Origin of the sequence: Sphingobacterium sp. UBA3519 (assembly GCF_002377215.1) — a bacterium.
GTDB classification, from domain to species: Bacteria; Bacteroidota; Bacteroidia; order Sphingobacteriales; family Sphingobacteriaceae; genus Sphingobacterium; species Sphingobacterium multivorum.
Genome location: NZ_DFPI01000001.1, coordinates 243,441 through 256,524 on the forward strand (window position 1 = coordinate 243,441; position 13,084 = coordinate 256,524).

The 13,084-nt window shown below is 38.6% G+C and carries 11 protein-coding genes; 8 read left to right on the forward strand and 3 right to left on the reverse strand.

Annotation, left to right across the window (positions count from 1 at the left end; translation table 11 throughout):
* Positions 1-2 precede the first annotated feature (2 nt).
* Positions 3-734: a rhodanese-like domain-containing protein gene (locus B3297_RS01090; RefSeq protein WP_070566120.1), complete on the forward strand. Its 732-nt coding sequence runs from the start codon at positions 3-5 to the stop codon at positions 732-734.
* On the forward strand, positions 734-1,030 hold the full coding sequence (trxA, locus tag B3297_RS01095; RefSeq protein ID WP_046672371.1) for a thioredoxin: 297 nt from the start codon (positions 734-736) through the stop codon (positions 1,028-1,030). Before B3297_RS01090 ends, trxA begins: the two co-directional genes overlap by 1 nt.
* A gap of 88 nt (positions 1,031-1,118) precedes the next feature.
* Here trxA and B3297_RS01100 read toward each other — a convergent pair whose 3' ends face one another.
* The 3 genes from B3297_RS01100 to mqnC form a co-directional block, all read right to left on the reverse strand.
* Positions 1,119-1,280, reverse strand: a complete 162-nt coding sequence (locus B3297_RS01100; RefSeq protein ID WP_167450446.1) for a hypothetical protein — start codon at positions 1,278-1,280, stop codon at positions 1,119-1,121.
* Positions 1,281-1,433: 153 nt separating this feature from the next.
* Positions 1,434-1,994, reverse strand: coding sequence for an SMC-Scp complex subunit ScpB (gene scpB, locus B3297_RS01105; RefSeq protein ID WP_046672370.1), 561 nt, complete (start codon positions 1,992-1,994; stop codon positions 1,434-1,436).
* 9 nt (positions 1,995-2,003) lie between these two features.
* Positions 2,004-3,128: a cyclic dehypoxanthinyl futalosine synthase gene (gene mqnC, locus B3297_RS01110; RefSeq protein ID WP_070566118.1), complete on the reverse strand. Its 1,125-nt coding sequence runs from the start codon at positions 3,126-3,128 to the stop codon at positions 2,004-2,006.
* 429 nt (positions 3,129-3,557) lie between these two features.
* On the opposite strand from mqnC, the gene B3297_RS01115 reads away from it, so the two are divergent.
* From B3297_RS01115 to B3297_RS01140, 6 genes are all read left to right on the forward strand, one after another.
* On the forward strand, positions 3,558-6,863 hold the full coding sequence (locus tag B3297_RS01115) for a SusC/RagA family TonB-linked outer membrane protein (RefSeq protein ID WP_236586000.1): 3,306 nt from the start codon (positions 3,558-3,560) through the stop codon (positions 6,861-6,863).
* Between the two features lie 32 nt (positions 6,864-6,895).
* Entirely contained in the window at positions 6,896-8,611 is a 1,716-nt protein-coding gene (locus B3297_RS01120; RefSeq protein ID WP_070566116.1) for a RagB/SusD family nutrient uptake outer membrane protein, read from the forward strand.
* Between the two features lie 124 nt (positions 8,612-8,735).
* Positions 8,736-10,055, forward strand: coding sequence for a D-alanyl-D-alanine carboxypeptidase (locus tag B3297_RS01125; protein WP_236586001.1), 1,320 nt, complete (start codon positions 8,736-8,738; stop codon positions 10,053-10,055).
* Between the two features lie 10 nt (positions 10,056-10,065).
* A complete protein-coding gene (locus B3297_RS01130) occupies positions 10,066-11,364 on the forward strand; it encodes an MFS transporter (RefSeq protein ID WP_070566112.1) in 1,299 nt (432 codons plus the stop codon).
* Between the two features lie 20 nt (positions 11,365-11,384).
* Positions 11,385-12,113 (forward strand): (Fe-S)-binding protein, encoded by a 729-nt coding sequence (locus B3297_RS01135; RefSeq protein WP_070566110.1) that lies wholly within the window; start codon positions 11,385-11,387, stop codon positions 12,111-12,113.
* A 22-nt stretch (positions 12,114-12,135) separates the two neighbouring features.
* Positions 12,136-13,026 (forward strand): TIM barrel protein, encoded by an 891-nt coding sequence (locus B3297_RS01140; RefSeq protein WP_046672364.1) that lies wholly within the window; start codon positions 12,136-12,138, stop codon positions 13,024-13,026.
* Positions 13,027-13,084: the final 58 nt, after the last annotated feature.

Below are 13,084 nucleotides of genomic sequence, written 5' to 3' on the forward strand. Positions count from 1 at the left end.
ATATGCGTAGCGTTTTTATCACATTATGTGGGGTCTGTTTTGCACTGTTCAATGATCAAGTGCAATTGCATGCAGCATCGAAGAACCATCAGGCCGAGATGTCGCAGCCCGCTTCAGATTTACCACGATTAACATTGAAGGAATTTAAAAAAATGCGCCGTGAAACAGCTATTCAAGTTCTTGATACGCGGCCTGGCGATATATTCCTGCAAGGATTTGTGCCGAAATCAATAAATATAGGTTTTAAAGGTCCATTTGATCACTTTTTGGCACAAGTGTTTCCCAATAAAGCGCAAAAAATTTTATTGATTACAGAAATAGATAGTCAGGATACGGTTTACAACCATTTATTAAAATTGGGTTATACTCATGTTATTGGAGTTTTAGATGGTGGCATCGAAACTTGGAAAAGTAACGAAGATGTAGTCTCATTGAGCAATATTAGTGCAGGAGAATTTAGGAAAAGATCAGGTCAAGGTCATATTGTGGATGTAAGAACAAATAAAGAATTTGGTAATGGACATATTGACAATGCAATGAATATTCCATTAACAGATTTCGTTAATTTTGGTTCTACACTTAAAAAAGACAATAAACAGCTGTATGTACACTGTCAATCAGGATATAGGAGTGCAGTGGCTGTATCTATTTTAAGTGCTAAAGGATTTAAACATATATGCAATATCCAAGGTGGGTATAAGGCATTGCAAGAAGAAGTAAAGGAGAATCAATAATGGCTACTTTTGACCAGATTATTCAATCAAATTCGCTGGTTTTGGTGGATTTTTTTGCGACGTGGTGCGGTCCATGCCAGACTATGGCGCCGATTTTACAGGATGTAAAGGAATTTTATCAGGAAGATCTATCCATCATTAAAATTGATGTAGATAAAAATCCCAAAATTGCTTCGATTTATAAGGTAAGTGGCGTGCCTACTTTTGTGCTGTTCAAAAATGGACAGCAAATATGGCGACAAAGCGGCATGATTCCCAAGATGGAATTACATAAATTGATCGATCAGGCAAAGTAAAAAATAAGGCGTTCAATTTGATTGAACGCCTTATTTTTTTAATGATACTCTGGTGTTTTAATAGGTAGTGTTATATCGCACTAAAATATTAAAATTCATCGTCATCATCGAAGTCATCCAATCCTCCAATCGAGTCGATTTCAGGTAAATCGAAATCATCATCGAAATCATCATCATCGTCATCAGGACCGTTGAAAGATGCGAATTTTACTTCTTCAAGATCTTCGTTAGCTAAAGTTGCCGTGTTCATAAAATAATACTTTATTGTTTCTTATTCAATGTTGTAAAATTAGAGAAGAAAACTATTTTTTAAAACTTTTTTTCAAAAAATTATTAAGCTTTATTTTTCTGTTAATCAATATGTTGAATTGTATTTTGAAAATAAAAATTTATTTTATTTTATTTATTCATTTGTTTCGCCAATCGCATTGTCCTCGGTAACGATGTCTTTTAATTGTGGGAGATCTCTCACACCATTGATTCCGAAGTGATCCATGAACTGTTGGCTTGTTGCATAAAGTAATGGTTTTCCGATACTATCTGCTTTTCCCGCAATTTTGATTAACTTCTTTTCCAGTAAACGTTGAATAGCGTAATCACAGCTGACACCTCTAATCTGCTCCACTTCTAATTTTGTTATCGGTTGTCTGTAAGCAATGATGGCGAGTGTTTCTAGCGCTGATTGACTTAATTTTCGCTTGTTATTATGATTTTGGAGCTGTTGTATCGATTCATGATAAACAGCTTTTGTCAAAAACTGATAGGCGTTGTTGATGTAACGTAATTCGAGTACATAATCTTCATCCTGGTACTTCGTTTCAATTTTTTTAATCAAGTCACGTAGCTCGTCTCTGGATACTTCGATGGCTAATGCTTCCTGCAAAATCTGTTTGATGTCGGCAAGATCTATTCCTTCCGCAGAAGCAAATATAATTGCTTCAATATTTCTTATGACGTCTTTCAATGTATCGTATTAATAGTTAATGACCTGTTCGACCATATGGGCTGGTAGCTCACGGAACTCGTACTTTTGTGTTCGTAGTTGTGGACTGAATCCAGCTTCCAAAATAGCTTCCTGTATTGATTTAGATGTGAATCTATGGGGGGCCCCTGCTGCAGAGACGACATTTTCTTCGATCATGATAGAACCAAAGTCATTTGCTCCGGCATGCAGACACAATTGAGCAGTACGTTTTCCGACAGTGAGCCAGGATGCTTGTATGTTTTTGATATTAGGAAGCATAATGCGGCTCAAAGCAATCATGCGGATATATTCTTCACTTGTTACGTTATTGGTAATACCGCGAAGTCTTTTCAATAAGGTGCCATCATCCTGGAAAGGCCAAGGGATGAATGCTATAAAACCATGGGATTCCTGCGGTTTTTCATCCTGTACTTCGCGAATCCACACCAAATGTTCAAAACGCTCTTCTATTGTTTCGATATGACCAAACATCATGGTGGCAGAAGTTGGTAGATTAATTTTATGGGCTGCCCGCATAACATCTAGCCATTCTTTACCACCGCATTTTCCCTTTGATATAAGACGTCTTACGCGATCATTGAGAATTTCAGCTCCGGCTCCAGGTAGAGAGTCCAGTCCAGCTTCTTTCAATTGTCTCAAAACTTCAATATGACTCATGTTCTCCAACTTGGAAATATGCGCAATTTCAGGCGGGCCGAGTGAATGTAGTTTTAGCGTAGGGTAAAGCTCTTTTAATTGCTTATAAAGGTTTTTGTAAAACTCAATACCCAAATCCGGGTGATGGCCACCTTGCAGCAGCAGTTGATCACCACCGTACTTAAAAGTTTCCTCTATCTTTTGCTTGTAGCTTTCGATATCGGTGATGTAACTATCTTCATGACCGGGACGGCGGAAAAAGTTGCAAAATTTGCAATTTGCAATACATACATTGGTGGTATTGACATTTCTGTCGATCTGCCAGGTTACTTTACCATGTGGCACTTGTATTTTACGCAATTCATTGGCTACGAAAGTCAAATCAGCTGTAGGTGCGTTTTGATATAAAAAAACACCTTCTTCCTTGGATAGGAACTCAAATCGGAGCGCCCGTTCTAATAAATTACTTACATTCATCAACAACAAATATAAGGAGCTTTTAGCTTATTTGGACCTATTTGTAGAATATTTGACAATGCACATTGAATTTTGGGAAAGGTTTTCGGTAACGAAAACAAAAGGATGTGCTTGTGTAACAATAGTATTGCAATTCGGCTTAGTGTATAAAATACAATAACTTGATTTATAGCACTTTGTGAATTAATTAAGATTTTTCCTTTTTTTTTACATTTATTATTCTTTACATTTATTTAACAGATTTTAACATTTCTGGAAAATAACCAAATTAAGTGAAAAATGAATAACCATGGGGAATGAACCTATCAACGATATCGCATTGTTGTCGTCAGACCTAAAAAAAATGACCAAGAACTTAAATAAACCAATATCAGCTAAAACATCTAAAGAATAAACATAAATTTTTTAAACCACCTATTTAGTAAAATTATGATGAAAAAAACGGACAAAAATTGCTGTTTTGATCTCATATTGGGCCAAAAGTTCAATAAGAGGTTTCTGCTTATGAGTTCTCTTCTCATTGGGGGAGGAATGACCACTCATGGATTTGCCAGTGGATTAGTTAGCCATGGCAAAGTTGAAGTCGTTTCATTAATGAAAACAAAGCGTGTACAACAGACGCCTATCAAGGGGATCGTGAAGGATGCTGCTACAGGTCAAGGTATTACAGGCGTTTCTGTTAAAGTAAAGGGAAGTAGTACCGGGACGTCGACCGACGAGAATGGTGCATTTACTATTCAAAGTAAAGTAGGCGATGTGTTGATCATCAGTTACATTGGGTACAAAAGCACTGAGATTACTGTTTCTTCGAAAGCTGATCTTTCAATTTCGTTAAGCAGTTCAGAAGACGCCTTGGAAGAGGTCGTTGTGACAGGTTATTCGGCACAACGTAAGAAAGATTTAACAGGTGCGGTCGCTGTTGTCAATGTGAAGGAATTGAAGACCACACCGGCTGCGAGTGCTGTTGAGGCATTGCAAGGGCGAGCAACAGGGGTTCAGATCGTAGTGGACGGCGCTCCTGGTTCTACACCACAGATTAAAATTCGTGGCTATAGTACGATTAACAACAATGAACCCCTTTACATTATTGATGGAGTGCCTTATGAAGGAAAGTTAAGCTGGTTGAATCAAAATGATATTGAAACAATGCAGGTGTTAAAAGATGCATCAGCAGCTTCAATTTATGGTTCACGCGCAAACAACGGTGTCGTAATTATTACAACTAAAATTGGTAAAGAGGGAAAACCTCAATTTAACCTTGATTCTTACTATGGTGTACAAGTACCAAACAGCTCACGTTTTCCAAAAATGTTGTCTCCACAACAAACTTTGGATATAGAAAATAGATTAAATGGCACAAATAATGTGCTTCCGGACTATCTTATCGCTGGACCTAAAGTAGGCGGTAAAGATGTAATCACTGCAGCGGATATCGATATGTCAAAATATAAATACGATGCAAGCAGCCGTTCGGACTTCTATCAGATTACGAAAGCAAATAAGGCCGGAACGAACTGGTTTGATGCTTTGTCTCAAAATGCCCCCACACAATCACATCAGCTTAGTGTTTTAGGCGGCGGAGAGAACGCTTCATACGCGATTTCTGGTGGTTATCTGAAACAAAAAGGGACAATTATTCACACGGGGTTCGAAAAATACAATCTTCGTTCAAATACGCGTTTTTCGGCTTTCAACAATAAATTGCGTTTTGGGGAGAATATGCAATATAGCTTTACGGAGGGATTTGGTGTAGGTGTAAATACCAATGTTGCTGGTGATTATATCGGTGAAGGTAGTGCATTAGGTTTTGCATATCGTATACACAATATTATTCCAGTATATGATGAAGGTGGAAATTTTGCGGGATCCGTTGGTGGCCAATTTGGTAATGGTGAAAATCCGGTAGCTATTGCTTACCGTGCAAAAGACAATAGAAACAAGAGCAATATGTTTTTCGGTAACGTTTTCGGTGAATTTGATATTGTCTCAGGTTTGACCTTCCGAAGCAGCTTTGGTATGAAGTATGAGAATTACAATGGTGTTTCTTATACTTATCCAAATCCTGAATTTACAGAAGGAAGTTTTAATAATGGAATAAATGAATATTTTGGATTGAATAAAGAATGGACCTGGACAAATACATTAAATTACAAAGCGTCATTTAATGACGAGCATACGTTAAGTATTCTTGCGGGTACAGAGGCAATTCAAAATCGTAATAGACAAATTTCAGGAAAAGGAAATGGCTTTTTCACGATGTCAAGTCTTGATTATCTCTATTTGGGTGCTGCATCTACAGGTCGTGTAAGTGATGGTTCGGGTGCAATTGGATCACTGTTTTCGATCTTTGGAAAAGTGGATTATTCGTTCAAAGATCGTTATATCTTAAGTGCAACTGTACGTCGCGATGGTTCTTCTAACTTTGGACCGAACAACAAGTATGGAACGTTCCCAGGGGCGAGTGCGGCTTGGCGTTTGTCGCAAGAAGAGTTCATGAAAGGTGTTTCATGGATTTCTGACCTAAAAATCAGAGCAGGTTATGGGGTAACGGGTAACCAACGTATTCCAGCTAACCAATATTTAAATCGCTATCAAGTTGCTATTAATTCTTCTTCTTATCCAATCGATGGAAGTTTAACATCCGGTATGTGGCAGAATGCGTATAATAATCCTGATGTAAAATGGGAACAAGTATCCGCATTGAACATTGGTTTGGACTTTACGCTTGCCCAAGGTGACTTTGATGGTTCTTTCGACTGGTATAACAAGAAAACGAAAGACATGTTATACCTGCTGCCATTACCTGCTGTTGCCGCCGGTCGTGCGGGATCACCTTATGTAAATATTGGTGATATGCAAAACAAAGGGGTTGAGTTTTCATTGAATTACCATTATGGAAGACGTCAAGAAAGCCAATTTAAATTCGATCTGTCGGCTACAATATCGCGAAACGTGAACAAAGTTGTTGCCTTGGCGCCTTCTGTTACTCAACAGGTTTACGGTAGCTTTAGAAGTATGGAAACTTCTATCTTAAAACCAGGAGAGCCAATTGGTGCTTTTTATGGTTATAAGGTAATCGGTATCTATTCGGATGCAGATATGTCAAATGCAAGCGTGGCCAAATATGAGGATGGAAAATCGCGAGCAGGCGGACTTAAATTTGCGGATATTAACGGTGATGGAAAAATCGATGCCAGCGATCGTACGATCATAGGTAGTCCACATCCTGATTTTGTGTACTCATTCAATATCAATGCATCTTATAAAAATTTTGACTTTATGGCTTATTTCTATGGGTCAAAGGGTAACCAAAATTATGAGGCGACGCGTTATTTTACGGATTTTGGCGTATTTAGAGGCCAAAAAAGTGTACGTGTCTTAGACGCATGGGATGCCAAAACAAATCCTTCAAGCATGATTCCGTCGCAAGTGGTGGGGGCATCGGCGTACGAATATGCTTCTTCGAGCTATTACGTTCAGGATGCGAGCTTCTTAAAGTTGAAGAATCTGCAGGTTGGATATAATTTTGATACAAATAAGGTGTTCGGTAATAATACCGGTATCAAAAAATTGCGTGCCTATATTGGTGCAACAAATCTATTTACAATCACAAAATATCAAGGCCTAGACCCAGAAGTAAGTGCAACACCTTCAACATATTCTGCTTTGGGGGTAGACTTCGGAGTGTATCCACAAGCACGTCAGTATATGTTGGGTGTGAGTCTTGGTTTTTAAGGTTTAATGATTTAAGTTAAAATTTGATTGAAATGAAAAAAAGAAATATAATCGTCGTTCTCGGAATATCAATGGCTTTGCTATCTTCTTGTGGTAAATCTTTCCTGGAACGTATTCCACAGGGGGAGTTGTCTGACACGCAGGTTGCTAACTCAAAGGGTATTGAAGCTGAATTGATTGGTGCATACGGCATTTTAAATGGCAATGTCAATGGTACTTGGGGAAACTATTCTTCAGCACCTAGCCAGTGGTTGTTTGGAGAGGTTGCGGGGGATAACGCCCATAAAGGTTCTGAAGCTACGGATCAACCTAATATGAATATGATCGAGTTTCATACACCAAATAGTTCTAATGATAACCTGAGCCAGATGTGGGAGGTATACTATGAGGGTGTGCTCAGAGCAAATAATACGTTACGACTTTTGAATGCGGATCAGGCAGGTGCAAAAACAGTGACTGCGGACCGTGCAAAGCAAATTCAAGGTGAAGCCAGGTTATTGCGTGCACATTATTATTTTTACCTCTGGCGTGTTTTCAAAAACTTAGCCTACGTGGATGAGACTATGACGGTGGATGAGGCCAAGGTTAAACCTAATAAAGATGATGTACTGCCTAAGATCATCGACGATCTGAAATTTGCAGTGGATAATCTTCCTGCCACTAAGATCAACCAACAATCAGGCCGTATGGATAAAAATATCGCTAAGGCATATTTAGGTAAGGTTTATTTATACCAGAAAAAATATGCTGATGCATTGGCCTTGTTTAAAGACGTTATCGGTGCAAAAGATCTTCGTACGATGCCGTATCAAAATAACTTTGATGTCCTTACAAAAGATGGCCCAGAGGCATTACTGGTATCTAAACATGTGATTAACCCAGATGGATCTGGTGACAATGCCAATGTTGGCGATATGTTGTCTGGATTAAATGGAAGTAATCCGGTAGGTTGTTGCGGTTTCTATCAACCGACCATTGATTTGGTCAATGCGTATAAAGTTGATGCAAATGGCTTACCATTGTTGGACGGTTCTTATCGCAATAATCCATATAAATCAGATTTCGGTTTGTCTGATGAGGCAAAGAAAACATACAAACTTGATGTGACGCTTCGTTTTGATCCACGGTTGGACTATACGGTTGGTCGTAGAGGTGTAAATTTCTATGATTATGGTGTCATGCCAGGCGATGCATGGATTCGTGAGGTGAGCTCGGGAGGACCATTTGTTGGTATAAAAACAATGATTCCGAAGAGTCTGCATGCGACACATACGGCGTCAGGAGCGGCATATATTACTGACTTGGATGTTAATATTATTCGTTTAGCTGATGTTGTTTTAATGGCAGCGGAATGTCAAGTTGAATTGGGCGACTTAGGTGCAGCGATGAATCTCGTAAATGCAGTTCGTGAACGTGCGGCAAAATTACCTCCAAAAACGACTGGCGATAATGTTGCGGCGGCAGTATATGTTGTTAAACCCTATACTTCTTTCCCAGACCAAAATTATGCGCGCAAAGCTGTTCGTTTTGAACGTCGTTTAGAATTAGCGATGGAAGGACATCGTTTCTATGACCTCGTGCGTTGGGGTGAGGCGAAAACTGTATTGGAAAGCTACGCAACGTTTGAAGGTGGTTTTATGTCACGTTATAAAGGCTTAAACTATAAACCACAAAATGATTACTTCCCAATTCCACAATCGCAGATTGACAGAAGTGGTGGAGCTCTGACACAAAATCAAGGATATTAATTTTTGATAGTTTTAAAAAGGAAAGGGGGAGGCGTTGTCTTCCCCTTTCCTTTTTAAGGATTTGTATCTGAATTTTGGCAATAGACGAAAGGGAGTTCATGCAGTTTTTTGTATGTTTGAACTGATGAAAAAAATTTTAAGTGCATTATTGCTGCTTTGGTTTCTGCCCGCTGCTACTTTTGTAGCGAAGGCTCAGAGCTTTGAGGATGTTTATCAGCTATTTCAAGAATCTAAAATATTAAATGATCATTTTGTTGGTTTTTCTTTATACGACCTCAATGCCAATAAATATGTCATGGATATAAACGGCAATAAGCATTTTACGCCGGCTTCCAATACGAAAATGTATACCACCTATGCTGCACTGGCACTGTTGGGCGATTCAATACCTGGTTTGGAGTATGTGGAACGCGGAGACTCGTTGCTTATCTGGGGGACTGGTGATCCGACCTTTCTGCATAATCGTTTAGATACCCGGGTAGTATACAACTTTTTGAAAAATACGAATAAACGCATTTTTGTTGTGCCAGGAACAATGAAGAATAAGTTCTTTGCGCATGGTTGGGCTGTGGAAGATTTTGAGGCTTACTATCAACCTGAAATCAGTACATTTCCTATTTATGGCAATGTGGTCACTTTTCGACAGAAAGGTTATAATTATCTATCGACCTCTCCAGCAAGTTTTCAAAATTCACTGGATTTTTTGCCGGAACCCAAGGTCGGTGATTTTGAACTTTCCCGCTCATTTCATGCAAATTCCTTTTGGATGTCCAAACGTCCCGTTCCGAGCGGTTATGTCAATGAAGTTCCATTTATCTATTCTGATAGCTTATTTATTAAATTATTGGCGGACAGTCTAGGTAAATCCGTCACCTTACTATCTTACCAAAAACCAAGCAATACCAAGATACTCTATTCCGGCAGTACCAAAAATTTAATCCGTGAAATGATGTTGCCAAGTGATAATTTTATTGCTGAACAGTTTTTGATGATGTGTTCGTGGAAACAATTCAGTCAATTTGATACTTACTTGGTACGGGACTGGATGAAGAATAACGTTTATAAATACTTTTCAGCTGAGGTCGCCTTATTTGATGGATCTGGTCTGTCGTCCTATAACAAGGTGACTCCGCAGAATAATGTAGATCTATTGGTCCTCTTGAAAAATAAGTTGCCGGATGAGCAAGAGCGTTTCCGTCTTTTTCCGGCTGGAGGTGTCGATGGCACCCTAAAACGTACCTATAGCAAAGATCTCGGTGAACCGTTTGTTTTTGCTAAAACGGGAACGATTACATCTGTCTATAATCAGAGCGGTTATCTGATTACGCGGACAGGAAGGCGCTTGGCATTTTCTTTTATGAACAATAATTATATAGATGATCGAGCAAGTGTAATTCGTAAAGAAATGGCTAAAATAATTACTTATATTCGTCAAACTTATTAAGCCAATTTAAATGGAAGCAATTGTAAAAAACAATAAAAAATTGATTCGTTCTTGGGCCATGTTCGATTGGGCCAATTCTGCTTACAACCTTGTTATTACTTCCACGATATTCCCTGTTTACTATACCGCAATTACGACGACAAAAGAGCATGGTGATGTTGTTCGTTTCTTTGGGATTGAAGTCGTCAATACCGCACTTTCCAATTTTTCTTTGGCCTTTGCCTATTTGCTGATGTCTTTTTCTTTGCCTTTTATTTCTTCCTACGCTGATGCAAAGGGGAAAAAGAAACACATTATGAAATTCTTTACCTATGTTGGAGCGGTTGCATGTATGTGCTTATTTTTCTTCAAGCTTGAAACCTTGGAAATTGGTATCATATGTTTTGTTCTTGCGGCGATGGGGTATATTGGCGGTGTTTTGTTTAACAATTCTTATTTACCGCTTTTGGCGACTGTCGATCAACAAGATAAGGTGAGTGCGCAAGGTTTTGCTTATGGATATATTGGCTGTGTTACTTTACAGATTCTTTGTTTTATAGTGGTGCTTAAACCTGAATGGTTTGGTATTACAGATGCCTCACTGCCGGCTCGTATATCGTTTCTAATGGTCGGATTGTGGTGGCTTGGGTTTTCAATGATCCCTTTTAAATACCTGCCTAAAATTGATGCGACCGAGAATAACACCGGTAAGAGTTTTGTACAGAATGTACGGGATGAATTCGGCCATGTTATCCAAAAGATCAAAGGTATTCCAGAAATAAAACAGTTTTTGCCGGCTTTTTTCTTTTATGCAATTGGTGTTCAGACCTTGATGATTGTAGCCTCTTCTTTTGGAGAGAAAATTTTGCATTTAGGCGCAGAAAGGTTGATTGCGACAATTCTTCTCATCCAGCTCGTGGCTATCTTAGGTGCATTTTTAATGTCTTATTTATCTACGCTTTTTGGAAATATTAAGGTGTTGATCGTTGTGGTGATGATCTGGATCGGCATCTGTATTGCAGCATTTTATTTATCTACTCCACTTCAGTTTTATATAATTGCTGCACTGGTCGGTTTAGTTATGGGCGGGATTCAGTCCTTATCACGTTCAACCTATTCTAAGTTAATTCCGACGGATATTAAAGATACGACGGCTTTCTTCTCTTTTTATGACGTTACAGAAAAAGTTGCTATTGTCATTGGATTATTCTCATTCGGGTTTATAGAACAGGTAACACATAATATTCGATATTCGGCATTGGTTCTTTCTTTATTTTTTGTAATTGGATTGTTACTTTTGGTCCGGATATTAGTATCCAATAAATCTTAATTTTATTGATTGAATTGCATATGAAAGTAGAACTTTTTGTTCCTTGTTTTATAGATCAGCTTTACCCTGAAACCGCTTTTAATACGGTTCGTTTATTAGAAAAAGTCGGTTGCGAGGTCGTCTATAATCCTGAGCAGACATGCTGTGGCCAGCCGGCCTATAATGCTGGATTTTGGGATGATGCGAAACAGGTCGGACGGAAGTTTTTAGGTGACTTCTCGGGAGATCATGTGATTATTTCTCCTTCGGCGTCCTGTACTGGTATGGTACGACATGCTTATAATGATTTATTCGCAAATTCGGCAGATTCCCATCAATGTCATAAAATACAACAACAGGTGATGGAAATCTCTGATTTTTTAGTAAACGTGCTAAAAAAAGAGTATTTTGGAGCTGAATTGGAGGGTGTTGCGGTATACCATGATTCTTGCTCGGCTTTGCGAGAGTGCAAAATTAAAGAGGAACCACGGAAATTATTGAGTAAGGTCTTAGGTTTGGAGATGGTGGAGGTGAAAGATAGCGAGACATGTTGTGGGTTTGGGGGAAGTTTTGCCGTGAAATTCGAAGGAATATCCGCAGCAATGGCTGAGCAAAAAGTGCGCAATGCACTTGATCTGAATGCGGATTATATTATTTCCACTGATTCATCTTGTTTGCTACAGCTTCAATCTTATATCGATAAACATAAATTACCCATTCAGACGATGCACCTCGTTGATGTGTTGACCACTGGCTGGGGAAATATTTAAATAACACATTAAATCTAAACACATGAATTCAAGAAGAGATTTTCTTAAAAACCTTGCGCTAGCATCTGCTGGTATAGCATTAGCTCCCTCTTTGGAGAGTTTTGCGGCAGCAAAGAAAGATTGGTTTGACATTTCCTTGGCTGAATGGTCATTGCATAAATCCTTGTTTAAGGGAGATTTGAACAATTTGGATTTTCCAGTATTGGCTGCCAAAAAATACGGTATCTATGGGGTGGAATATGTGAATCAATTTTTTAAGGATAAGGCTAATGATAATAATTACCTTACTGAGCTAAATATGCGCGCGAAAGATAATGGTGTACGTAATGTACTCATTATGATTGATGGTGAAGGAAATCTCGGTGACGAAGATGAAACAAAGAGAAAACAAGCTGTGCAAAACCATTATAAGTGGATTTCTGCAGCTAATTTCTTAGGTTGTCATGCCATTCGTGTCAATGCGGCTGGAAAAGGAACGCCTGAGGAAGTGAGTAAGCGTGTTGTTGAAAGTTTAACAACACTATCTGATATCGGTAAAAAAGCGGGCATTAGCATAATTGTAGAAAACCATGGTGGTATCTCTTCGCATGGTGACTGGTTGGCCAATACATTAAAAGCAGTGGGTAGTAAATATTGTGGAAGTTTACCCGATCTTGGTAATTTCTATGAGTATGATCGTTACCAAGGTGTAACGGATTTAATGCCTTATGCGCATGGTGTGAGTGCCAAAACACATGATTTTGATGCCAATGGTAATGAAACGCAAATTGACTATGAGCGTATGTTGAAGATTGTTAAAAAAGCAAAATTCAAAGGTTATGTGGGGATTGAATATGAGGGAAGTAAGTTGAGTGAGGAAGAGGGTATTTTTGCTACTAAAAAATTATTGGAACGTTTGCGTCCTTTGATTTAAAATTTAACTATTCGAGTTCTTTTCTGTCAATGGAAAGAACTCGAATAGTTAAATAGGT